Source organism: Streptomyces sp. NPDC002125 (genome assembly GCF_053593715.1).
In genome coordinates, this window is the sequence record NZ_JBSFDD010000001.1 from 370,931 (window position 1) to 395,595 (window position 24,665).

Below are 24,665 nucleotides of genomic sequence, written 5' to 3' on the forward strand. Positions count from 1 at the left end.
TCAGGCGTCCTGCTCCGTGAGGTCGAGGAAGGCGTCGTCCAGGCTGGTCTCCAGGACGCGCAGATGGCGGGCGGTGATGTTGAGTCCGGCGAGCAGGGAGATCACGGCCACGGCGGTGTCGTCGTCGCCGTGGACGGTGATCCGGCCGTCCGCCTCCTCGGCCGAGACGGACACGGCCCCTGGCAGCCGCGCGAGTTCGCCCAGGTCCGGGAGTGGCTCCGACGGGGTGAAGGCGATGACCGTGGAGCCGGCGGACCGGTCGATCAGGCCCGCCGGGGTGTCGAGCGCGGCGACGCGGCCCTTGTCGATCACGGCGACCCGGTCGCAGAGCCGCTGGGCCTCCTCCATGAAGTGGGTGACGAGCAGGACGGTCACTCCGCTGTCCCGGATCTCCTCGATGAGTCGCCAGGTGTCGCGGCGGGCCCGGGGGTCGAGCCCGGTGGTGAGTTCGTCCAGCACGACGATCCGTGGGTTCCCGATGAGCGCGAGGGCGATGAACAGCCGCTGCTTCTGGCCGCCCGACAGCTTGGCGAAGCGGCGGTCGAGGTGCGCGTCGAGGCCGAGCCGTTCGGCGAGGGCGTACCGGTCGGCGGGGTGGGGGTAGAAGGCGCTGTAGAGCTCCAGCGCCTCGCGGACGGTCAGCTTGGGCTGGAGCTCGCTCTCCTGGAGCTGGGCGCCGAGCAGCTGGGTGACCTCGTCGCGGTCGGCGGCCGGGTCCAGTCCGGCGACGCGGACGGTGCCCGAGTCGGGGATCCGCAGTCCTTCGACGCATTCGACGGTGGTGGTCTTGCCCGCCCCGTTGGGGCCGAGAATCCCGAAGATCTCCCCCTCGTCGACGGTGAAGCTCACCCCGTCGACCGCGGGGCGGCCGCCGTAGGCCTTGTGGACCCCGTGTACTTCGATGATTGCCATGCCCGCAAGGATTCCGGCGGGCGGGCGGCGCCGGTATCCGCCGTCACGCTCGGAACGGCATCAGCCGATCGGTTGATGGCGTACTCCGACCCAGGGCTCCCGGCCGGAAAACCACGTGAGCGATGTCAGTGGTGAACCTTAGGCTCGGTCCTGATGCCCGAAAAACCTGCAGAGCCCACGGACCGGTCCGCCGTGCGCTCCCTTCTGCGACTGTGGCCCTATGTCAGACCGGTGCGCGCGCGCTGGATCGGCGCAGCCCTCGTGGCGATACTCGCCTCCTGTCTCGCCCTGGTGATCCCCCTCGTACTGAAGTGGATGGTGGACGGGCCGGTCGCGGACCGCGATCCGGGCGGGGTCTGGCTGGGTGCGCTCTACCTGCTCCTCCTGGGAATCGCCGAGGCGCTGCTCTTCGGGCTCAGGCGCTGGCTGGTGGCACGGCCGCTTGCCGGGGTGGAGGCGTCGATGCGCGCCGACCTCTACCGCCATCTCCAGCGGCTGCCCGTGGCGTTCCACGACCGCTGGCCCTCGGGCCAGCTGCTGTCGCGCGGGACCACCGATCTGATGCTGCTGCGGATGTTCCTGGCCTTCCCGCTGACGTTCCTGCTGGTCAACGGGACGACGATCCTGGCCGGTTTCGTCATCCTGTTCGCCCAGGAGTGGTCGCTCGGGCTGGTGCTCCTGGCGCCGGCCCTCCCGCTGATGATCCTGTGCTCCCTCTTCGAGACGAAGTACTCGCTGGTGGCGCGCCGGGCCCAGGACCAGGTCGGTGATCTGACGACGGTCGTCGAGGAGAGCGTGCTCGGCATCCGTATCGTCAAGGGCTTCGGCCGCCACCGCAGCCAGGCGCTCGCGTTCCGCGCGCTCGCCCAGCGGCTGCGGGCCACGGAGCTCGGCAAGGCCCGGCTGCTCGCCGGGATCTGGGCGCTCATCACCGCCATTCCTGAACTGGCGATCGGCGCGGCGCTGGTGCTCGGCACGATCGAGGTCGCGGACGGAACCCTGTCGGCCGGGACGCTCGTCGCGTTCCTCTCGACGGCCCTGGCGCTGCGCTGGCCCGTCGAGTCGATCGGCTTCCTGCTGGCGATGAGCCAGGAGTCCGCGACGGCCGCCGACCGCTACTTCGAGGTGATGGACGTCGCCGAGGAGCCGGAGCCCGAAGCGCCCGGAGAGGCGGGGCGTGAGAGCGCCCGGGGCATCCTCCTCGACGGGGTGGAGTTCCGCTATCCCGACGCCGATCCCGGCTCCCCGCCGGTGCTCGCCGGGATCGATCTGCACATCCGTCCGGGCGAGACCCTGGCCCTGGTGGGGGCCACGGGTTCCGGGAAGACGACGCTGACGGCGCTCCTGCCCCGGCTGCACGAGCTCACCGGCGGGCGGATCCTGCTGGACGGCGAGGACATCGCGGCCATGGAGCGGCCCCGGCTGCGCGAGCTGGTGTCGGTGGCCTTCGAGAAGCCGACGCTCTTCTCGGCGACCGTCGGCGAGAACGTGCTGATGGGCGCGGAGGGCGCGAGCGCGCAGCAGCTGCGCCGGGCGCTGTCGGTCGCGCAGGCCGACTTCGTGCACGACCTTCCGCAGGGCGTCGACACCCAGGTGGGCGAGCAGGGTCTGAGCCTCTCGGGCGGTCAGCGGCAGCGCCTGGCGCTGGCCCGCGCCGTCGTGGGCGAGCCACGCTTCCTGGTGCTCGACGACCCGCTCTCCGCCCTGGACGTGCACACGGAGGCACTGGTGGAGGCGGCCCTGCGGCGCGTGCTGGAGGGGACGACGGCCCTGGTCGTCGCCCACCGTCCGTCCACGGTGATGCTGGCCGACCGGGTGGCTCTGCTGTCCGGCGGCCGGATCAGCGCCGTGGGAACCCATCAGGAACTCCTGCGCACCGACGCCGAGTACGCCTGGCTGATGTCCGGTGACCGGGGCGCCGGTGCCCTGGTCCCCGAGGAGGGCAGCACCCGATGACCAGTACGACTGCCGACGGACCCGCCGTCGCCGACGACGGCCTGCCGGAAGGCGGGACGGGGCGGGCGCCGGGTGACGGGGACGCGTTCGACCACGACGACCTGCCCACCCCGCCCGGAGCGACCTGGGCCCTGCTGACCTCCCTGCTCGGCCCGATGCGGGCCAGGGTGGTCGTGGCCTCCCTCGTCCTGCTGCTCCAGCAGGCCGCCGTGCAGGCGGGGCCGCTGCTCGTCGCGTACGCCATCGACAGCGGTGTGCCCGCGTTCCGGGACCACGACTACGGTCCGCTGGCCGCCGTGGGCATCGGGTACGCGGTGTGCTCGGTGGGTGCGGGGCTCCTCCAGTACGCCTTCATCCGGGCCGCCGCGCGGATCAACCAGGACGTGCTGCTGGATCTGCGCGGCCGGATCTTCCGGCACGCGCAGGCGCTGAGCGTGGACTTCCACGAGCGCTACACCTCGGGGCGGCTGATCTCCCGCTCGACCACGGATGTGGAGTCCCTGCGCGAGCTGCTGAGCGAGGGGCTCCAGGAACTGATCGGCGTGGTCCTGTCCTTCGTGTCGATCTCCCTGATGCTGCTCTGGCTCGACCTCGGGATCGGCTCGATCGCCGTGGCCTCCTTCGTCCCGCTCTACCTTCTGGTGCGGAACTACCGGCGGCGGGCGGCGACGGCCTATTCGGCGCGTTCCTCGGCGATCGCCTCGGTCATCGTGAAGTTCGCCGAGACGATGAACGGGATCCGTCCCGTTCAGGCCTTCCGCCGGGAGCGCGCCAACGACGGGGACTTCGCGGTGCTCAACCACCGCCACGAGCGGACGAACGGCGACGCCCTGCTGGAGATGGCCCGCTATGTCGTCGGCTCCCGCCTCGTCGCCAACACGGCGGTCGCCGCGATGGTGCTCTGGGGCGCCCACAGGGTGGCGTCGGACACGCTGGCGCTGGGCGTGCTGGCCGCGGCGGTGCTGTATCTGCGGCGGCTGTACGACCCGATCGACCGGCTCGCGATGTTCCTCAACTCATACCAGTCAGCCGCCGCTTCGCTGGAGAAGATCGCCGGTCTGCTGGCCCAGACGCCGACCGTGCCCGAGCCGGCCGCGCCGAAGGAGCTGCCCGCCCGGGCCGGTGACCACCCGGGCCGCGAGGTCACCTTCGACAAGGTCCGGTTCGCGTACCGGACGGGCGGCGAGGTCCTCCCCCGCTTCGCCCTGACGATCCCGGCGGGCCAGACCGTGGCCGTGGTCGGCTCGACCGGCGCGGGGAAGTCGACGCTCGCCAAGCTCCTGGCGCGCTTCTACGACCCGACGGAGGGCCGGGTCCTGCTGGACGGCACCGATCTGCGCGATCTGGCGACGCCCGAGCTGCGCCGGGGTGTGGTGATGGTGACCCAGGAGGCGTTCCTGTTCTCCGGGACGATCGCCGAGAACATCGCGATCGGCCGGCCCGAGGCGACACCCGAGGAGATCGAGCACGCCGCGAAGGCCATCGGGGCGCACGACTTCATCAGCGCGCTGCCCGACGGGTACGGCACGGACGTCCGCAAGCGGGGCGGCCGGATCTCCGCCGGTCAGCGCCAGCTCGTCGCGTTCGCACGGGCGTTGCTCGCGGACCCGGCCGTGCTGATCCTCGACGAGGCGACCAGCTCGCTCGACATCCCCGGCGAGCGGGCGGTGCAGCGGGCCATGGACACCGTCCTGCACGGGCGCACGGCGGTGGTCATCGCCCACCGGCTGTCCACGGTCGAGATCGCGGACCGGGTCCTGGTGATGGAGCACGGCCGGATCGTGGAGGACGGCACCCCGGCCGAACTCATCGGCGGCGAGGGCCGGTTCGCGGGTCTGCACCGCGCCTGGCGGGAGAGCCTGGCCTGAGCGGGCCAGGCCCCGTACGGCGAAGGCTCCCCGCGCGGTGCGGGGAGCCTTCGTCATGCGGGGCGGTTCGGGCAAGGCGGCCCACAGGCAGGCGCCCGCCCCGGCGCGGTTCCGGCGGCACACAGGCAGGCTCCCGGCCCACGGGAAGCTGCCTGCCCCCGGTTCGGGCCGGCGGCCCACAGACAGGCGCCAACGGTTCAGGCCGGCGACCCGTAGGCACGCAGGAAGGTGTCCACCGCGGCCTCCGCCACCGTGCGCATCTCGGGCGTGGTAACCGTGCGGGTGCCCAGCCCGGAGCGCGCCTCCATCGGGCCGGTGAGCAGGGCGAGGAACTGCTCGGCGGCCAGGGCCGGGTCGCACGGCCGCAGCCGGCCCGCCAGCGAGAGCCGTGCCAGCCGGTCGGCCAGCGCCTCGCCGAGCCGGCCCTGCGTGCGCGCCTGCACGGTCTCGATCAGGTCGGGGAAGCCTGCGACCTGGGCATACGTCAGCCACCGCAGCGCGCGGGCGCGTTCCCCGCAGCAGACCTGGAGCATCCGGTAGGCCGTGTCCTCCAACACGGCACGCAGGTCGTCCCCCGGGACCCGCAGCCGCTCGGCGACGGCGAGGTTCTCCGCCATCACCACGTCGGCGGCGGCCTCGACCGCGTGACGGAAGAGGGTCTCCTTGTCCTTGAGGTGGTTGTAGACGGTCGGTTTGGCGACCCCCGCCTCGGTGGCGATCTCCTGTACGCACGCCTGCGCGTACCCCCGCCGCGCGAAGACGACGAAGGCGGCGTCGAGGATCGCCTGCCGCTTGTCGATACGCCCCCGGGGCGCCGTCCGCCCGGACGATGTGGCCGCTGCTGTCACCTCCGCAGCGTACCGCCGCCTTGTCCCTGACTATCTGGACCATTAAATTGAACCCGCTGGTTCAATTCCACGCCGGCTCGGACAGCGCTGCCCAGAAGGAGATCGCGTGATCGTCAACATCCTGCGTTTCAGCTTCAAGGACGGGACGACCGAGGAGGAGAAGGCGCACGCGCTGGCGGCCATGAGGCGGACGGCGGCCGTCGGGTCGGCCGCCTTCGGGGTCGTCGGCCAGGATCTCGGCGACCCGGCCGAGGGGTTCACCCACACCTACTGCGCCGGGGTCGAGGACCTGGCCGCACTGGAGCGGTACATGTACGAGCCGGACCACCTGGAGGGCGATCATGCGATCCTGCCCCATCTCGCGAGGCTCTCCGCGGTGCGCCTGTCGGACGACATGGATCCCGGCCTGGGCGAGAAGATCCTGGCGATGCACCTGCGGAAGGTCGCCGCGTACCCGGAGTGGGGCCTGCTCCTCGACTCCATCCCCGACGTACGTCTCGCGACCGAGGCCTGACACCGGGTACCGGGCACCGGACACACGCGGAGCGCGCGAACGGGACGGCGCGGAACTGGCCACAGTTCCGCGCCGTCTCAGCACGTGGTCCACCGCCGCCCCGCGCCTGCCGGTTCCGAACGCCGCGCATGCGATCGGAATCTCAACGCACCCTGCGACGCAAGGCCCGACGGCCCCTCGGCACGCCCCGGACGGCGCCCGGATGACACACGGCGAAACGTCCGCTTAACGAACACGGCTCTTCCGGCAACGGACGACTTCCGGCCAATGTGTTGACGCGGTCCTGACATATCCGTGCTCCGGCTGGCACTCTTCCCCCGTTCCGCGCACCGCCTGCTCTGCCCGGCCGGCTCACCCAGTCGGCCGTCGCCCCCCTCGCAGAAGGAGTCCGCGTGAGACCCACGCCCAGCCGTCGTGCCACCGCGACCGGCGCTCTGATTGCCGCAGCAGCACTCCTCGCCGTCGGATTCCAGGGCGGTGCCGCATCGGCCGCCCCCGAAGGCTCCACCGCGGCACCGGCCGCGGCGGTGAAGGGAGCCGATCCCGGCGCCCTCCCCGCGAAGCTCTCCCCGGCGCAGCGCGCCGAGCTGCTCAAGGAGGCCAACGCCACCAAGGCGGCGACCGCCGAGGAGCTCGGACTCGGAGCCACGGAGGCACTCGTCGTCCGTGACGTCACCAAGGACGTCGACGGCACGACCCACACCCGCTACGAGCGCACGCTGGGCGGCCTGCCGGTCCTCGGCGGCGATCTGGTCGTCTCCGAGTCGAAGGCGGGGACGACCGAGGCCGTCACCAAGGCGTCCAGGGCGACCGGCGCGCAGCTGAAGGCGGTCGGCACCTCGGCCGACGTCGCCGCGGCCACCGCCGAGAAGCAGGCGCTCACCGCGGCCCGCGCCGAGGGCTCGAAGAGCACCGAGGCGAGCAAGGCCCCGCGCAAGGTCGTCTGGGCGGCGAGCGGCACCCCGCAGCTCGCGTACGAGACCGTCGTCGGCGGCCTCCAGCACGACGGCACCCCGAACGAGCTGCACGTCATCACGGACGCCTCGTCGGGTGCCAAGCTCTACGAGTGGCAGGCCATCGAGAACGGCACCGGCAACACCCAGTACAACGGCACGGTGACACTGGGGACTTCCGGCACCACGGGCTCGTACAACCTGACCGACACCGCCCGCGGTAACCACAAGACGTACAACCTCAACCGGGGTACGTCCGGCACGGGGACGCTGTTCTCCGGCACCGACGACGTCTGGGGCAACGGCAGCGCGTCGAACCTGGAGACCGCCGCGGCCGACGCGCACTACGGCGCCGCGGAGACCTGGGACTTCTTCAAGAACGTCATGGGCCGCTCCGGCATCAGGGGCGACGGTGTGGGCGCGTACTCCCGCGTCCACTACGGCAACAACTACGTCAACGCCTTCTGGTCCGACAGCTGCTTCTGCATGACCTACGGCGACGGCAGCGGCAACCTCAAGCCCCTGACCTCGCTGGACGTGGCGGCCCACGAGATGACGCACGGCGTCACCTCCAACACCGCCGGCCTGGTATACAGCGGTGAGTCCGGCGGCCTCAACGAGGCGACCTCGGACATCTTCGCGGCGGGCGTGGAGTTCTACTCCAACACCGCCCAGGACCCGGGCGACTACCTCGTCGGCGAGAAGATCGACATCAACGGCGACGGCACTCCGCTGCGTTACATGGACCAGCCGAGCAAGGACGGCGCGTCCAAGGACTACTGGTACTCGGGCATCGGCTCGGTCGACGTCCACTACTCCTCGGGCCCGGCGAACCACTTCTTCTACCTGCTCTCCGAGGGCAGTGGCGCCAAGACCGTCAACGGGGTGTCCTACAACTCCCCGACCTCCGACGGGCTCCCGGTGACCGGCATCGGCCGGGACAAGGCGCTGCAGATCTGGTTCAAGGCGCTCACCACGAAGTTCACCTCCACCACGAACTACGCCGCTGCCCGCACCGGCACCCTCGCCGTGGCCGGTGAGCTGTACGGCACGACCAGCGCCGAGTACACCGCGGTGGCCAACGCGTGGGCGGGCATCGCCGTGGGCTCCCGCCCCGGCGGCGGCACCGACCCGGACCCGGGCGGCACGGTCTTCCAGAACACGACCGTCAAGGCACTGGCCGACCGCAGCACCACCAGCATCCCGGTCGTCGTCAGCGGCGTCACCGGCAACGCGCCCAGCGACCTGTCGGTGGCCGTCAACATCACCCACACCTACCGCGGTGACCTCGTCATCGACCTGGTGGCCCCGGACGGTACGGCGTACCGGCTGAAGAACTCCTCGTCGAGCGACTCCGCGGACAACGTGGTGGCGACCTACACGGTCAACGCCTCGTCCGAGGTGGCCAACGGCACATGGAACCTGAGGGTCCAGGACGCCTACTCGGGCGACACGGGCACCTTCAACAGCGTCAAGCTCACCTTCTGAGAACGGTGCCCGGACGCTGAGCGAAAGGCCCGGGGGAGCAACCTTGCGTTCTAGTGGTCGTCGCAACACCCCAGCTCAGGGGATGCGATGGATTTCGAGATCCGCGAGGATCGGAAGCCGCAGGGAGCGAAGAAGCTCGCCAAGGAGCGGACGGCATACTTCCAGCTCATGCAGCAGGGTGTGAGTGGTCGGGAGGCTTGCCGGATCCTCGGGATCAACCGACGCACCGGCCAGCGATGGAGTAACGGACGCAACCCGTCCGGCAAGAGCGGGGCGGCACCACCGATCACCACGGTGGTGCCGCCTTCTGCTCCCTCGCGGTACCTGCGCCAGGAGGAACGCATCCACATCGCGGACCGGTTGCGGGAGAAGGCCACCGTCCGGGTGATCGCCGCCGAGCTGGGCCGCAGCCCGTCCACGATCAGCCGCGAGATTCGCCGCAACCGCACCGACGGCACCCGCGGCCAGTGGCACTATCGCCCGCACGCGGCCCAGGCCCGGGCGGACGCCCGCCGGCCCCGCCCCAAGCCACGCAAGATCAGCCAGAACCCGGAGCTGAGGGACGCTGTCCAGGTGATGCTGGACGAGAAGTGGAGTCCGGAGCAGATATGCCAGGCTCTGCGGCAGAAGTTTCCCGACCGGCCGGAGATGCACGTGGTCCATGAGACCGTCTACCAGGCGCTCTACATCCAGGGCCGGGGCCAGCTGCGGCGCGAACTCGCCGGAGCCCTGCGCTCTGGGCGGGCCCGTCGCCGGCCCCAGCGGCAGGCCAACTGCCGCCAGCCCCGCTTCACCACCCCGATGGTGATGATCAGCGAACGGCCCGCTGAGATCGAGGACCGGGCCCTGCCCGGTCACTGGGAGGGCGATCTGATCATCGGCAAGGACGGGAAGTCCGCGATCGGCACCCTCGTCGAACGCGCCACCCGCTACGTCATGCTCCTGCACCTGCCGGGTGACCACGGCGCCGAAGCCGTCCTCACCGCCCTGACATCGACCGTCCAGACGCTGCCCGTTCAACTGAAGCGGTCACTGACCTGGGATCAGGGCAGCGAGATGGCCCGGCACGGCGAGTTCACCCTCGCCACCGACATCCCGGTCTACTTTTGCGACCCGGCCAGTCCCTGGCAGCGCGGCTCGAACGAAAACACCAACGGCCTGCTGCGGCAGTACTTCCCCAAAGGCACCGACCTCTCGGTCCACAGCCCCGAACACCTTGTCGCGGTCGCCGACCAGCTCAACCGCCGCCCACGCAAAACGCTCGGCTGGGAAACCCCAGCCGAGCGCCTGCATAAACTCCTCGCAGCCTGATCAAACCGACCACGTGTTGCAACGACCCCTAGAAACCGCCAACCCTCCCCCGGGCCTTTCCGGCGCTTCAGCACGCGGGCCCCACGGCGCGCGCCGCTCAGCCCGGGATGTTCTGCTCGGCCCAGACGACCTTGCCGGTCGCCGTGCGGCACGAACCCCACCTGCGGCACAGCAGGTTGATGAGCTGGAGCCCCCGGCCGCCCTCGTCGCTGACGTCGGCGTGCTGGATCTGCGGCAGGTCGGGCCCGGTGTCGGCGAGCTCCACTTGGAGCCGCTCGTCGTACAGCAGCCGGAGCCGGCCGGGGCCGCCGCCGTAGCGCAGGGCGTTGCCGACGAGCTCGCTGACGACCAGCTCCGTCACGTCCGCGAGCTCTTCGAGGCCCCACCGGGTGAGCTGCTCGGTGACCAGCTTGCGCGCGGTGGAGGCGGGGTTGCCCTCCGTGGGCAGGTCCCACTCCGTCAGCCGCATGTCGTTCGTCAGCTCGTGGCCGCCCGCGACCAGAAGGACGGCCTCGTCGAAGCGGCCGTCGTCCCGGCGCGGCGCGGTGAGCGGACCTCCGGCGTCGAGCTGCTCGGGCTCCATCGCGGCCACGGCGGCACGCAGCCCCTCCAGCTGTACGTCCACGTCGTCGGCCCTGGTCTTGATCAGCCCGTCGGTGTAGAACACCAGCCGTCCGCCCGCCGGGCCGCGCAGCCTCAGCGCGTCGTACGGGATGACCCCGGCGCCCAGCGGCGCCCCGACCGGCACGTCCGGATAGCGGGCGGTCCCGTCGGCCTCGACCAGCAGCGGCGGCGGATGGCCCGCACTGGCGATGGTGTAGCTGGAGTCCGCCGGGTCGTAGACCGCGCAGAGGCAGGTGGCGACCTGGTCGTCCTCCAGGTCGCGGGTGGCCAGGTCCAGCCGGGCGAGCACCCGGTCGGGCGCGATGTCCAGGGTCATGAGCGTCCGGGCGACGGTCCGCAGCCGGCCCATCGTGGCGGCGGCGGGCAGGCCGTGTCCCGTGACGTCACCGACGACCAGCGCCGTGCGCCCGCCGGGCAGCGCCACCACGTCGTACCAGTCGCCGCCCACCCCGTGCGCGTCGACGGCGGGGGCGTAGTGGGCGTGCACCCGCAGGCCCGGGGTGTGGGGCGTGGCGCGCGGGAGCAGGGAGCGCTGCAACGAGACGACATGCTCGCGCTCGCGCCCGTAGAGCCGGGCGTTGTCGATGAACACCGCCGCCATGGAGGCGAGTTGCCCCGCGAGGTCCAGATCGGCGCGGTTGAAGGGCGGGCTGTTCCCGGCGCGTACGAAGTCGGCGGAGCCCAGCAGGACACCACGGGCGATCAGCGGCACCGCCATGTAGCTGTGCACGCCCTGGCGCCGCATCGCCCGCGCCGCGCTGTCGGTGGGCGTGACGCGCTCGTAGTCCTCCAGGGTCATCCGGCTGACCAGCACGGGCCTGCCGTTGCGCAGGCACTCGGTGGTCAGCAGCGTCTCCCGGCGCTCCCTGCGGTCGACCACCTCGCCGACCGGAGCGGGTTCGAGGCCGTTGAGCGCGGCGATGGCCCGGACGGCCATGGCGCGGGTGACGGGGACGGCCGCGCCGGTGACGCGCTGGCCCTCCTCGCCGCGCAGCACGGACTCCAGTACGTCGACGGCGGCGCCGTCGGCCAGTCTCGGCACGCTGAACCCGGCCAGTTCCTCGGCCGTGCGCTCAAGGTCGAGGGTGGTGCCGATCCGGGTACTCGCGGCGTGGAGCCAGCGCATCCGGGCCGCGGTGGTGAAGCGGTCGGGCTTCGGCGGGTCGGTTTCCGGCCGCCGGATGTGCAGCGGGCGGGAGGTGCCGTTCCGCGCGGCCAGCCGACGCGTCAGGCGTCTCGCTCGGCCACCGCCGCCGTTCACCGTGCTGACCTCCACTCGCGTTCCCGGGGAACGCCTCGCCGTCACATCGGGGCTGCTGGGCAGCACCGGCACGGCTGTCATGTTAGCGAGATCACGGCGAAAACACCCCCGCCGGTTCTCCCTGCGGGAGCTGCGGGCACGGGGGTGGGCCCGGCGCCGCTCACGCGCCGGGCCCACCGGTGGCCGCGGTGTCAGCGCAGGAGCACCCCGCCGCCCTCGACCGTGGCCGCGTTCGGCACCGCCACCAGGCCGAGTTCCGCGCCCGAGGCGAGCAGCGGATGGGACGGCAGGACGCGCACGGTGTAGCCGTAGGGGCCCGTGCGGTCCAGGGCGAGCGGGCCCTCGTACAGCCAGCGGTCCTCCAGGTCGTGTCCGCCGGCCGGCTTCAGCGGGAACGTCTGCGCCTCCGCGATCGCGTCCCCGGAGTCGACGCGTCCGGCGACCACCTGCACCTCGACGTCGTCCGGGTCGAGTCCGCCCAGGGCGATCCGGACCCGGAGCGCCAGGGTGGACCCCAGCTCGGCCGAGCCCCCGACGACCGTGTCGGCCGTGGCCTCCACATGGTCGACGGCCACCTGCGGCCAGGCCGCGCGGATCCTGGCCTTCCAGGCCGCGAGCTCACGCGCCGTCCCCGGCTCCAGGGCACGGCGGGCCAGCGCGGCGGGGGCGTAGAGCCGTTCGACGTACTCCCGGACCATGCGGCCGGCGAGGACCTTGGGGCCGAGGGTGACCAGGGTGCGGCGGACCATCTCGATCCAGCGCTCGGGCAGGTCCTCGGCGTTGCGGTCGTAGAAGCGCGGGGCGACCCGGTCCTCGATCAGCGAGTAGAGCGCGCCGGCCTCCAGCTCGTCGCGCCGCTCCTCGTCGGTGGCGGAGCCGTCGGCGGTGGGGATCGCCCAGCCGAAGTCCGGCTCGAACCACTCGTCCCACCAGCCGTCGCGCACGGAGAGGTTGAGGCAGCCGTTGAGCGCGGCCTTCATCCCGCTGGTGCCGCACGCCTCCAGGGGGCGCAGCGGGTTGTTCAGCCAGACGTCGCAGCCCGGGTAGAGCTTCTGCGCCATCCCCATGCCGTAGTCGGGCAGGAAGACGATGCGGTGGCGCACCTTCGGGTCGTCCGAGAAGCGCACCAGCTCCTGGACCAGCCGCTTGCCGCCGTCGTCCGCGGGGTGGGCCTTGCCCGCGACGACGATCTGGATGGGGTGCGTCGGGTGGAGCAGCAGCTCCCGCAGCCGGTCGCGGTCGTGGAGCATCAGCGTCAGCCGCTTGTACGAGGGCACCCGCCGGGCGAAGCCGATGGTCAGCACGTCCGGGTCGAGGACCCCGTCGATCCAGCCCAGCTCCGCGGTGCCCGCGCCGCGCCTGCGCCAGGAGGCGTAGAGCCGCTTGCGGACCTCGGTGACGAGCTGCTCACGCAGCCCCCTGCGCAGGTCCCAGATCTCACGGTCGGGCACGGCGGTCACCGCGTCCCAGCGCCTGGGGGTGCCGGCCGCCCCTCCTCCGGTGCTGTCGGTCGCGCCGACCTCGGCTCCGGCGAGTGCGTCCCCGGCCCGTTCGGTGCCGAATCTGCTGGCGCCGAGGTGGAGAACCTCGGGGGCGACCCAGGTCGGGGCGTGCACCCCGTTGGTCACCGAGGTGATCGGCACCTCGGAGGGGTCGAATCCCGGCCACAGCCCGGAGAACATCTCCCGGCTGACGGAACCGTGCAGGGTGGAGACGCCGTTGGCGCGCTGGGCGAGCCGCAGGCCCATCACGGCCATGTTGAAGAGATCGGGCTCGCCGCCGTCGTAGGTCTCCATCCCGAGGCGCAGGATCTTCTCCACGGCGACGCCGGGCAGCTCGCCGTCGTCACCGAAATGACGGGAGACGAGCTGGCGTTCGAATCGGTCTATCCCGGCGGGGACCGGGGTGTGGGTGGTGAAGACCGCGCCGGCCCGCACGATCTCCAGGGCGGCGTCGAAATCCAGGCCGGTCTCGGCGAGTTCCCGGATGCGTTCCAGGCCGAGGAATCCGGCGTGGCCCTCGTTGGTGTGGAACACCTCGGGGGCCGCGTGCCCGGTCAGCCGGCAGTAGGTGCGCACGGCGCGCACCCCGCCGATGCCGAGCAGCATCTCCTGGAGGAGCCGGTGGTCGCTGCCTCCTCCGTAGAGCCGGTCGGTGACATCGCGCTCGCCCGGCGCGTTCTCCTCGACGTCGGAGTCGAGGAGCAGCAGGGGGACACGCCCGACGTGGGCCTGCCAGACCGAGGCGTAGAGGGAGCGCCCGCCGGGCAGGGCGAGCACCACCCTGCTGGGCGTGCCGTCGGCCTCCCGCAGGAGGGTGAGCGGCAGCTCGTTGGGGTCCAGGACGGGGTAGTGCTCCTGCTGCCAGCCGTCCCTGGAGAGGGTCTGGCGGAAGTAGCCGTGGCGGTAGAGCAGCCCGACGCCGACCAGGGGCACGCCCAGGTCGCTGGCGGCCTTGAGATGGTCGCCGGCCAGGATTCCGAGCCCGCCCGAGTACTGGGGCAGGGCGGCGGTGACCCCGAATTCCGGGGAGAAGTAGGCGATGGCCGCGGGGAGCTCCGCGCCCTGGGAGAGCTGGTTCTGATACCACCTCGGGCCGTCGAGGTAGGCCCGCAGGTCCTCGGACACCTCGGTGAGACGGCGCAGGAAGTGCTGGTCCGCGGCCAGCTCGGCGAGGCGCGCGGCGGAGACGGCACCCAGCAGGCGCACGGGGTCGGCGTCCGCGGGCCGCCAGCCCTCCGGGTCGACGGCCTGGAAGAGCTGTTGGGTCTCGGTGTGCCAGGACCAGCGCAGATTGCGGGCGAGGTCGCTGAGCGGTCGCAGGGGTTCGGGGAGGACGGGACGCACGGTGAATCGACGAATGGCCTTCACGTATCCCACCTTTACAGGGGACGTACGGATCCGAGGGGACGCACGACGGTGGGCGCCCTCTCCGTCACCCTCGACGGTAGCGGTGTGCCGCCGTACGCAACCACGGCGCACGACCGGCTCAGTGGGCCCGCCCCGGCATGATCCGCCCGCCCCCGCTCCCCCACGGCGCCGGGCGCGCTCTCCTCGATCCGCCTCCCGGAACACTCGGGCCACGTGAACCGCACGCGTACCTCAGGCCCCTGACGCCCCCTGGGCCAGATGCGCCAGTTACGCCCCCTTCTGTCACGGGCGATATGGCTGATTTCCCCTCCTCGCTCGGACTTGTGGCACCCCCCGTCGCAGGGAAGGCTGCGGAGGTGCCCACGTGCCGGCCGGGGGAACGGCGCGCGGCCCACAGCGCGTGCACCCGTTGCACCCAGGAGTTAACACGCCGCCGGGTTGGCCGCCCGAAAACGGTGGGAAGGCTCCCCCGGTACACACCCCCCGCGCTGCACATCCCAGGTGCCCCGGTCCGAGGTCGAACCCCCGTGCACCTGCCATTCGAGTCCATTCGAGTGAACGCGGACAGGAGCGGCCATGCCCACAGCCCGCCAGCCGACGACCGAGCAGCTACAAAGGACGCAACCCCACCATCGCGGCGCGCGCGGTCAGCCCTTCACGCCCACGTCGCGCGCCGTGCATGCCGAGCTCCGACCCCCAGGTGATTCCATGATCGGTCGCATTCCCGTCCTGGACGTCCGTCCGCTCGTCGACTGCGGCAGACGGCCGGCCAAAGCCGTCGCGGGCGAGACCTTCGAGGTCAGCGCCACCGTGTTCCGCGAGGGACACGACGCGGTGGCCGCCAATGTCGTCCTGTGCGACCCGAGCGGACGGCCCGGCCCCTGGACGCCGATGCGCGAGCTCGCCCCCGGCACGGACCGCTGGGGTGCCGATGTCACCCCGGAGTCCGAAGGCCGCTGGACCTACACCGTCGAGGCGTGGAGCGATCCGGTCACCACCTGGCGCGCCCACGCGCGGATCAAGATCCCGGCGGGCATCGACACCGCCCTGGTCCTGGAGGAGGGCGCCGAGCTGTACGCCCGCGCCGCCGAGGGCGTGCCCAAGAAGGACGGGCGCGAGGCGGTACTGGCCGCCGTGGACGCCCTGCGCGACACGGACCGCGCCGCGGAGTCCCGGCTCGCCGCCGCCCTGGCCCCCGAGGTGGACGAGGCGCTCGGCCGCCACCCGCTGCGGGAGCTGGTCACCGCGTCCCGCCCGATGCCGCTGACCGTCGAGCGCCGGCGCGCCCTCTACGGCTCCTGGTACGAGCTGTTCCCCCGCTCCGAGGGCGCGCGCCTGGAGGAGCCGGCCCCCCCGAAGCCCGCCCGCAAGCCGCGCGCCACGAAGACGGCGAAGACCGCCAAGACCGCCGCCGCCGCGCGGAAGAAGAGCCCGGCGGTCACCGCGGAGCTCCCCCCTCAGGCCCCCAGGCTCGTCAGCGGCACCTTCCGGACGGCCGCCGAGCGGTTGCCCGCCGTCGCCGCGATGGGCTTCGACGTCGTCTACCTCCCGCCGGTGCACCCCATCGGCACCACGCACCGCAAGGGTCCCAACAACAGCCTCACCCCCGGCGCCGACGACCCGGGTGTGCCCTGGGCGATCGGCTCGGCCGACGGCGGCCACGACGCGATCCACCCCGACCTCGGCACGATCGAGGACTTCGACCACTTCGTCGCGACGGCCCGCACCCTGCGGATGGAGATCGCGCTGGACTTCGCCCTCCAGTGCTCCCCCGACCACCCCTGGGTGACCGAGCACCCGGACTGGTTCCACCACAGGTCCGACGGGTCCATCGCCTACGCCGAGAACCCGCCCAAGAAGTACCAGGACATCTACCCGATCGCCTTCGACACGGACATGAGCGGGATCGTCACCGAGACGGTCCGCATCCTCCGGTTCTGGATGGACCACGGCGTACGGATCTTCCGCGTCGACAACCCGCACACCAAGCCGGTGGTCTTCTGGGAGAAGGTGATCGCCGACATCAACCGCAACGACCCGGACGTGATCTTCCTGGCGGAGGCCTTCACCCGCCCGGCGATGATGCGCACGCTGGCCTCGGTCGGCTTCCAGCAGTCCTACACCTACTTCACCTGGCGTAACACGAAGCAGGAACTCACCGAGTACGTGTCCGAGCTCTCGGGCGAGAGTTCCTCGTACATGCGGCCCAACTTCTTCGTGAACACGCCCGACATTCTTCCCGGTTACCTCCAGGAGGGCGGCCGTCCCGCCTTCGAGGCCCGGGCCGTGCTGGCCGCGACACTCTCCCCCTCCTGGGGCGTGTACGCGGGCTTCGAGCTGTACGAGAACACCCCGGTGCGTCCCGGGAGCGAGGAGTACCAGGACTCGGAGAAGTACCAACTCAGGCCCAGGGACTGGGAGTCGGCGGAACGTGAGGGCCGCTCGCTCGCTCCCCTGATCACCTCCCTCAACCGGATCCGGCGTCGCCATCCGGCGCTCCAGCAACTGCGCGACGTCCACTTCCACTCGGTCGACAACGAGGCGCTGATCGCATACAGCAAGCGCTCCGGTTCGAACATCGTTCTGGTGGTCGTCAACCTCGACCCTCACCACACCCAGGAGGCCACGGTCTCGTTGGACATGCCGCGTCTCGGCCTCGACTGGCACGAGAGCGTGCCGGTGCGCGACGAGCTCACCGGCGACACCTATCACTGGGGCAGAACCTTCTATGTGCGTCTGGAGCCGGGTGTAACGCCTGCGCACATCGTCGTTCTGCGACCGTCCCCGCCGACCGGAGGGTCACCCACGCCATGATCGTCAATGAGCCCGTCCACGACCTGTTCGAGGACACTCCCGCCAAGGACCGCGATCCCGACTGGTTCAAGCGCGCCGTCTTCTACGAGGTACTCGTCCGGTCCTTCCAGGACTCCAACGGAGACGGCGTCGGTGACCTCAAAGGCCTCACCGCCAAGCTGGACTACCTGCAGTGGCTGGGCGTCGACTGCCTCTGGCTGCCGCCGTTCTTCAAGTCGCCGCTGCGCGACGGTGGTTACGACGTCTCCGACTACACCGCGGTGCTGCCCGAGTTCGGCGATCTCGCCGACTTCGTGGAGTTCGTGGACGCCGCGCACCAGCGCGGCATGCGCGTGATCATCGACTTCGTCATGAATCACACGAGCGATCAGCACGACTGGTTCCAGCAGTCCCGCACCGACCCGGACGGGCCGTACGGCGACTACTACGTCTGGGCCGACGACGACAAGCAGTTCCCGGACGCCCGGATCATCTTCGTCGACACGGAGACGTCCAACTGGACCTTCGACCCGGTCCGCAAGCAGTACTACTGGCACCGGTTCTTCTCGCACCAGCCCGATCTCAACTACGAGAACCCGGCGGTGCAGGAGGAGATCATCTCGGCCCTGCGCTTCTGGCTGGACCTCGGCATCGACGGCTTCCGGGTCGACGCCGTGCCCTACCTCTACCAGCGCGAGGGCACCAACTGCGAGAACCTCCCCGAGACCCACGACTTCCTCAAGCGGGTCCGCAAGGAGATCGACGCCAACTATCCGGACACGGTCCTGCTGGCCGAGGCCAACCAGTGGCCCGAGGACGTCGTCGACTACTTCGGCGACTACACGGCCGGCGGCGACGAGTGCCACATGGCGTTCCACTTCCCCGTGATGCCGCGGATCTTCATGGCCGTACGGCGCGAGAGCCGCTACCCGGTCTCGGAGATCCTGGCGAAGACCCCGGAGATCCCGTCCGGCTGCCAGTGGGGCATCTTCCTGCGCAATCACGACGAGCTCACGCTCGAGATGGTCACGGACGAAGAGCGCGACTACATGTACGCGGAGTACGCCAAGGACCCGCGGATGCGGGCCAACATCGGCATCCGCCGTCGCCTCGCGCCGCTGCTGGACAACGACCGCAACCAGATCGAGCTGTTCACGGCGCTGCTGCTGTCGCTGCCCGGCTCCCCGATCCTCTACTACGGGGACGAGATCGGGATGGGCGACAACATCTGGCTGGGCGACCGGGACGCCGTACGCACCCCGATGCAGTGGACACCGGACCGCAACGCCGGTTTCTCCTCCAGCGATCCGGGGCGGCTCTACCTCCCCACGATCATGGACCCGGTCTACGGCTACCAGGTCACCAACGTGGAGGCGTCGATGGCCTCTCCCTCGTCGCTGCTGCACTGGACGCGGCGGATGATCGAGATCCGCAAGCAGAACCCGGCGTTCGGCCTCGGCTCGTACAACGAACTGCCGTCGTCGAACCCGGCGGTGCTCGCGTTCACCCGTGAGTACAAGGACGATCTCGTGCTGTGCGTCCACAACTTCTCGCGGTTCGCGCAGCCGACGGAGCTCGATCTGCGGGCCTTCAACGGGCGTCATCCGGTGGAGCTGATCGGCGGGGTGCGCTTCCCGGCGGTCGGTCAGTGGCCCTACCTGCTGACACTCGCGGGCCACGGTTTCTACTGGTTCCGCCTGAGGAAGGAAGCTCCGGTCACCTGACCGCCGGTGACGGCCGGCTGACGGCGCCTCACCCGTGAGGCGCCACCCGCGGGGCGGTTTCCGCCGCCCCGCACGGGGCACTCTCCCCCATATCGAGCTCTTCCGGGCTCCCTGTCGAGCCTCACGTGCTCCCTCGGGCTCTCCATGGCCCAATGATCGAGTCCATCGGACTTTTCCTCACCCGACACGTCCCGCACAGCCGGACAGCCATTGCCGCAATCCGGGACACTCTTCGCATCCTGTGGTGTGCCCGGGGAAAGGACGCGATGCCATGTCGGAGGCTGCATCCACTCGAGTCGCCCTGGCGAAGAGCACAACATCACGAAAGACGACCAGAAGACATACGACGAGCGCCTCGGGCACCACGGCGCTGCTGGCGTCGCTCGCCCCACTGCTCCACGAGTGGGTGCCCCGGCAGCGGTGGTTCGCGGGCAAGGGGAAGCCCGTCACCGGGTTCTCCCTCGTCGCGGCCACCGAGATACTGCCCCTGGACTCCGCGAGCACGGGCCCGGGACTGCTGCATCTGCTGGTCAGGGTCCACCAGCCCGACGGGCGTTCCGCGCAGTCCCAGGGCGACTGCTACCAGCTGCTGCTCGGTGTGCGCGCCACGCTGCCGACGCGTCTGGCCGAGGCCCGTATCGGCCAGGTCGCGGACGGACCGCTGGCCGGCCGCATCCTGTACGAGGGGCTGCACGACCCGCGCGTCGCCGACCTCCTGCTGGAGCGCTTCCGGCATCCCGGCTCGCTCGGCCCGCTCCGCTTCGACCGCGCCGAGCCGATCCCCCCGGGTCTCACCCCGCGCGTCCTGGACACCGAGCAGTCCAACTCCTCGCTGGTCTTCGGGGACGCCTTCATCCTGAAGATCTTCCGCCGGGTCTTCCCCGGCACCAACCCCGATCTCGAACTGCCCCTCGCGCTCGGCCGTGAGGGCTGCGGCCGGGTCCCCGCCCCGGTGGCCTGGTTCGAGGCGACGACGAGCCCCGAGCCGCTCACGCTCGGTGTGCTCCAGCCGTTCCTGCGCGGTGCGCAGGACGGCTGGCAGCTCGCGCTCGCCGCCCTGGCCGCCGGGCGGGACTTCGTCACCGAGGCGCACGCGCTCGGCCGGGCCACGGCCGAGGTGCACACCGCCCTCGCGGCGGCGCTGCCGACGCCCCCGCTGGCCCACGACCGGACCAGGCACCTGGTGGCCGGGATGGTGGAGCGCCTGGAGGCAGCCGCCCAGGCCGTCCCCGCGCTCGTCCCGTACGTCCCGGGCCTGCGCAACGCCTTCGACGCCGTCGCGGCGCTCGGGGAGACGGGGCGCGGCTGGGCGGCTCAGCGGGTCCATGGCGATCTGCACCTGGGTCAGACCCTGCGCGGGGACGACGGTTTCTGGTCACTGATCGACTTCGAGGGCGAGCCGGCCAGACCACTGCCCGAACGCCGCAGCCCGCAGCCGACGGTGCGGGACGTCGCGGGGATGCTCCGGTCCTTCGACTACGCGGCGCGCTCGCACCACCCGTGGAACCCGGAGTGGGCGGCCCGCTGCCGTGCCGCCTACTGCGAGGGCTACGCCGCCGCGGCCGGCTCCGATCCGCGCGCCGAGCCGGAGCTGCTGCGCGCCCATGAGACCGACAAGGCGGTGTACGAGGTGCTGTACGAGGCCCGGCACCGTCCCGACTGGCTGCCGGTGCCGATGGCCGCCATCCAGCGCCTGGCCGCCGCGCCCGTGTGACCCGCGCTCCCCTTCCACCCTTCGAGCCTTTCGAGGAGGCAGTCTCTGTGACCGCCCGCAAGCCGTCCCGCAAGTCGCCCGAGCCCATCGAGGTCCCGCCCACGGCCCAGCCGGTGACCACCGAGGTCACCGCCCCGGCGGCGGCCCCCGCACCCGCCTCCGCCTCCGCCGCGGCTTCCGCCCCCGCGGACGCGCCTGCCGACGCGCCCCCGCCGCCCCCGGCCAAGCGCGCCCGGGCGAGGAAGACGGCGGCCACCGGCACCCCGCCCCGCCCCCGGCGCGGCGGGGGGAGCAAGAACGTGCTGCCCGCCACCGAACTGGACGGCGCGGACCGGGGCCGGCTGCTCGCCGGTGACCACCACGATCCGCACGGGGTCCTCGGCGCCCACCCGGTCCCGGGCGGGGTGCTCTTCCGGGCGCTGCGCCCCTTCGCGCGCTCGGTGGCCGTCCTGGCCGGGGGCAAGCGTGCCGAACTCCAGAGCGACGGCGACGGCTTCTTCTCCGGCGTCCTGCCGATGCCCGCCGTGCCCGACGGGTACCGCCTCCAGGTCGGCTACGAGGACAACACCATCGAGGTGGACGACCCGTACCGCTTCCTGCCCGCCATCGGCGAGCTCGATCTGCACCTGATCGGGGAGGGCAGGCACGAGGAGCTCTGGAAGGCGCTCGGTGCGCGGCCGATGGAGCACCAGGGCGTGGCGGGCACCCGTTTCACCGTCTGGGCACCGAACGCGCGCGGGGTGCGCGTCACGGGCGACTTCAACTACTGGGACGGCACGGGCTTCCCGATGCGCTCGCTGGGCTCCACGGGCGTGTGGGAGCTCTTCGTGCCGGCCGTGGGCGAGGGCACCCTCTACAAGTTCGACATCTGCCGCCCCGACGGTTCGCACACCGAGCGGGCCGACCCGATGGCCCGCCACACCGAGGTGCCGCCGTCGAACGCCTCGGTGGTCACGGTCTCGCGCCACGAGTGGCAGGACGCGGACTGGATGGCGCATCGCGGCGACCGCCCGGTGCACGAGGCGCCCTTCTCGGTCTACGAGGTCCATCTAGCCTCCTGGCGACCCGGTCTGACGTACCGTCAATTGGCTGCACAACTCCCGGCGTACGTACGGGAGCTGGGCTTCACCCATGTCGAGCTGATGCCCATCGCCGAGCACCCCTTCGGCGGCTCCTGGGGCTACCAGGTCACCGGGTTCTACGCGCCGACGTCCCGGATGGGCGGTCCGGACGACTTCCGCTTCCTGGTCGACGCACTGCACGCGGCGGGCATCGGCGTCCTGATGGACTGGGTGCCGGCACACTTCCCGCGCGACGACTGGGCCCTCGCCGCGTTCGACGGCCGCCCGCTGTACGAGCATTCCGACCCGAACCGGGCCGCGCACCCGGACTGGGGCACCCTGGAGTTCGACTACGGGCGCAAGGAGGTGCGCAACTTCCTGGTCTCCAACGCGACGTACTGGTGCGAGGAGTTCCACATCGACGGCCTGCGGGTCGACGCGGTCGCCTCCATGCTCTACCTCGACTACTCCCGCGAGGACGGCCAGTGGTCGCCGAACGAGTTCGGCGGCCGGGAGAACCTGGACGCGGTCGCCTTCCTCCAGGAGATGAACGCGACGGTCTACCGCCGCAATCCGGGTGTCGTCACGATCGCGGAGGAGTCCACCGCCTGGGACGGCGTCACCCGCGCCACGGACTCCGGCGGGCTGGGTTTCGGCCTGAAGTGGAACATGGGCTGGATGCACGACTCCCTGGTCTACATGTCCAAGGAGCCGGTCCACCGCAAGTACCACCACAACGAGATGACCTTCTCGATGGTGTACGCCTACAGCGAGAACTACGTGCTGCCGATCTCGCACGACGAGGTGGTGCACGGCAAGCAGGCCCTGGTCACCAAGATGCCCGGCGACTGGTGGCAGCGGCGCGCGAACCACCGGGCGTACCTCGGCTTCATGTGGGCCCACCCGGGCAAGCAACTCCTCTTCATGGGACAGGAGTTCGCCCAGGGCGCCGAGTGGTCCGAGGGCCACGGCCCTGACTGGTGGCTGCTCGACGAGACATACGAGGCCTCCGGCGACCACCGCGGTGTGCGCAGCCTGGTCACGGACCTGAACGCGGTCTACAACGCGCTGCCCGCGCTCTGGCAGCGCGACACGGACCCGGGCGGCTTCTCCTGGATCGACGGCGGCGCGGCGGAGGACAACGCGTTCTCGTTCATCCGCTACGACGCGGACGGCTCCCCGCTGATCGCGATCTCGCACTTCTCACCGGTGGTGCGCACCGACTACCGCATCGGCGTACCGGACGGCCCCGAGGCCTGGGTGGAGGTCATCAACACCGACGCGGCGCGCTACGGCGGCGGCGACGTGCGCAACGAGGAGCCGCTGAAGCCGGAGGCGGTGCCGGCGCACGGCAGGGACACCAGCATCACGCTGACGCTCCCGCCACTGGCGACGGTGTGGCTGCGGCCGGCCTGATCCACGGCCGCCGTTCCCGGGGCCCGCATCACGACCGTGTGGTGCGGGCCCCGCCGGATCAGCCGCCGCAGCTGGTGAACTCCGGCGAGGTCTTGGCGAGGTAGACGCTCGCGTGCCCCTGGTCGTCACTGGTCAGCGGCACCGTGACGGTGTCGTGCGCCTTCCAGGGGTAGCCGTTCGCGTCGAAGGTCCACTCCCCGGTCACCTTCGTCGCCAGCTCCGACAGCGCCACCCAGCCGTAGTGGCCCGACGGCACGGCGATCTCCAGGCTGTTGCCGAGCGTCTCGCTGAGGCTGTAGGTGACCTTGCCCGAGGTGGTGAGGGCGATCTTGGTCTGGACGGGGCTCGGTGCGCCCACGGTGATGCTGGACTCGAAGGAGACGCTGATCTCGCTCGACCAGCCGTGGGTGGTGGTCAGCGAGAACGTCCACGGCACCGACGCCCCGGTGCCGTTGTACCAGACGGGGGACACGCACTGCGTGGGCAGCGGTTCGGCCGGAGCCTGGGAGCCCTTCGTCCACGCGCAGGTCGTCGCGTCCTTCTGGCAGCGCTTGGAGGCGTAGTCCACGGCGGCCTGGAACGCGTCCCCGGTCGCCGAGGAGGGGATGGACCACTGCTGTGCCTTACTGCCGTTGCAGGCGTAGGTCTGGGTCCACGCGTCGTTGTTCTGGGCGGCCAGGACGACGTCGACGCATTTGTTGTCACCCGCGTTGCGGATCATGAAGGTGTTCGCGGCACCGGCGACGGGCTGGAAGTACCAGCGCTGGGCGGCCGTTCCGGCGCAGGTCTGCTGCGCGAGCGGGAAACCCGTCGCCAGGCACTTGCCGGTGTAGTCGTTGACGATCCGGACCGCGCCGTCGGCCTGCGGGTCGGCGCTCCAGGCCTGGTGGTAGCCCGGAGCCGCGTTGGTGACGACGAAGACCCCGTTGCCGGTGTTGCCGTTCTGCACGTCCAGGTTCCGGCCGCTGTTGACGGAGGTGAACGTCAGTCCGGCCAGGCCGGAGGCGGACACCTCGTCCGCCCGTGCCGTACCGGCGTGTGCGGTCAGGCCCAGGACGATCGCCAGAGCGGCCATGAGGACCGTGAACGCCCTGGGTAAGAACCGGTGTACGCGTGATGTCATGCCTGTTCCCCCTATGTGATCGGTCGTCCCGCAGGCGCGGGAGCCGTTGTCACGCTAGCTTCGGCCACCTTCCGGCAAGGGGGCGCCTCTGCGACTTTGGCCGACATGAGAGGTGCCCGCGGGGGGCGTCCCGCACCGCGCACGTCCCGCCGGCCAGCGGCTACCCCTCGGGTGACGCGGGCCGCAGGCACGCTGCGCGGCATCGACGAGACGGCTGTATCCCTCGCCC

The 24,665-nt window shown here is 71.3% G+C and carries 14 protein-coding genes; 9 read left to right on the top strand and 5 right to left on the bottom strand.

Going from position 1 to position 24,665, the window contains the following annotated elements; all coding sequences use genetic code 11:
* Positions 1-912: an ABC transporter ATP-binding protein gene (locus ACWCQM_RS01640; RefSeq protein ID WP_450913380.1), complete on the bottom strand. Its 912-nt coding sequence runs from the start codon at positions 910-912 to the stop codon at positions 1-3.
* 153 nt (positions 913-1,065) lie between these two features.
* Between ACWCQM_RS01640 and ACWCQM_RS01645 the strand changes: the two genes are divergently transcribed.
* Both ACWCQM_RS01645 and ACWCQM_RS01650 read left to right on the top strand, forming a co-directional pair.
* Positions 1,066-2,868, top strand: coding sequence for an ABC transporter ATP-binding protein (locus ACWCQM_RS01645; RefSeq protein ID WP_450913381.1), 1,803 nt, complete (start codon positions 1,066-1,068; stop codon positions 2,866-2,868).
* Positions 2,865-4,736 carry an ABC transporter ATP-binding protein gene (locus ACWCQM_RS01650; RefSeq protein WP_450913382.1) on the top strand — a complete coding sequence of 624 codons (1,872 nt, stop codon included), beginning with the start codon at positions 2,865-2,867 and terminating at the stop codon, positions 4,734-4,736. The genes ACWCQM_RS01645 and ACWCQM_RS01650 overlap by 4 nt, the downstream gene beginning before the upstream one ends.
* A 197-nt stretch (positions 4,737-4,933) precedes the next feature.
* Here ACWCQM_RS01650 and ACWCQM_RS01655 read toward each other — a convergent pair whose 3' ends face one another.
* Positions 4,934-5,584, bottom strand: a complete 651-nt coding sequence (locus tag ACWCQM_RS01655; RefSeq protein WP_450913383.1) for a TetR/AcrR family transcriptional regulator — start codon at positions 5,582-5,584, stop codon at positions 4,934-4,936.
* Between the two features lie 106 nt (positions 5,585-5,690).
* On the opposite strand from ACWCQM_RS01655, the gene ACWCQM_RS01660 reads away from it, so the two are divergent.
* From ACWCQM_RS01660 to ACWCQM_RS01670, 3 genes are all read left to right on the top strand, one after another.
* Positions 5,691-6,098 carry a Dabb family protein gene (locus tag ACWCQM_RS01660; protein ID WP_450913384.1) on the top strand — a complete coding sequence of 136 codons (408 nt, stop codon included), beginning with the start codon at positions 5,691-5,693 and terminating at the stop codon, positions 6,096-6,098.
* Positions 6,099-6,490: 392 nt separating this feature from the next.
* Positions 6,491-8,539, top strand: coding sequence for a M4 family metallopeptidase (locus ACWCQM_RS01665; RefSeq protein WP_450913385.1), 2,049 nt, complete (start codon positions 6,491-6,493; stop codon positions 8,537-8,539).
* A gap of 87 nt (positions 8,540-8,626) precedes the next feature.
* Positions 8,627-9,850 carry an IS30 family transposase gene (locus tag ACWCQM_RS01670; RefSeq protein ID WP_450913386.1) on the top strand — a complete coding sequence of 408 codons (1,224 nt, stop codon included), beginning with the start codon at positions 8,627-8,629 and terminating at the stop codon, positions 9,848-9,850.
* 97 nt (positions 9,851-9,947) lie between these two features.
* Here ACWCQM_RS01670 and ACWCQM_RS01675 read toward each other — a convergent pair whose 3' ends face one another.
* A complete protein-coding gene (locus ACWCQM_RS01675) occupies positions 9,948-11,735 on the bottom strand; it encodes an ATP-binding SpoIIE family protein phosphatase (RefSeq protein WP_450913632.1) in 1,788 nt (595 codons plus the stop codon).
* 191 nt (positions 11,736-11,926) lie between these two features.
* Positions 11,927-14,605 (bottom strand): alpha-glucan family phosphorylase, encoded by a 2,679-nt coding sequence (gene glgP / locus ACWCQM_RS01680; RefSeq protein ID WP_450913387.1) that lies wholly within the window; start codon positions 14,603-14,605, stop codon positions 11,927-11,929.
* 708 nt (positions 14,606-15,313) lie between these two features.
* On the opposite strand from glgP, the gene ACWCQM_RS01685 reads away from it, so the two are divergent.
* The 4 genes from ACWCQM_RS01685 (at position 15,314) to glgB (ending at position 23,313) form a co-directional block, all read left to right on the top strand.
* Positions 15,314-17,419, top strand: a complete 2,106-nt coding sequence (locus ACWCQM_RS01685) for an alpha-1,4-glucan--maltose-1-phosphate maltosyltransferase (protein WP_450913388.1) — start codon at positions 15,314-15,316, stop codon at positions 17,417-17,419.
* On the top strand, positions 17,416-19,122 hold the full coding sequence (gene treS, locus ACWCQM_RS01690; RefSeq protein WP_450913389.1) for a maltose alpha-D-glucosyltransferase: 1,707 nt from the start codon (positions 17,416-17,418) through the stop codon (positions 19,120-19,122). The genes ACWCQM_RS01685 and treS overlap by 4 nt, the downstream gene beginning before the upstream one ends.
* 271 nt (positions 19,123-19,393) lie before the next feature.
* Positions 19,394-20,836 carry a maltokinase N-terminal cap-like domain-containing protein gene (locus tag ACWCQM_RS01695; RefSeq protein WP_450913390.1) on the top strand — a complete coding sequence of 481 codons (1,443 nt, stop codon included), beginning with the start codon at positions 19,394-19,396 and terminating at the stop codon, positions 20,834-20,836.
* A gap of 47 nt (positions 20,837-20,883) precedes the next feature.
* A complete protein-coding gene (gene glgB, locus ACWCQM_RS01700) occupies positions 20,884-23,313 on the top strand; it encodes a 1,4-alpha-glucan branching enzyme (RefSeq protein ID WP_450913391.1) in 2,430 nt (809 codons plus the stop codon).
* Positions 23,314-23,371: 58 nt separating this feature from the next.
* Here glgB and ACWCQM_RS01705 read toward each other — a convergent pair whose 3' ends face one another.
* Positions 23,372-24,436: an RICIN domain-containing protein gene (locus ACWCQM_RS01705; RefSeq protein WP_450913392.1), complete on the bottom strand. Its 1,065-nt coding sequence runs from the start codon at positions 24,434-24,436 to the stop codon at positions 23,372-23,374.
* Positions 24,437-24,665: the final 229 nt, after the last annotated feature.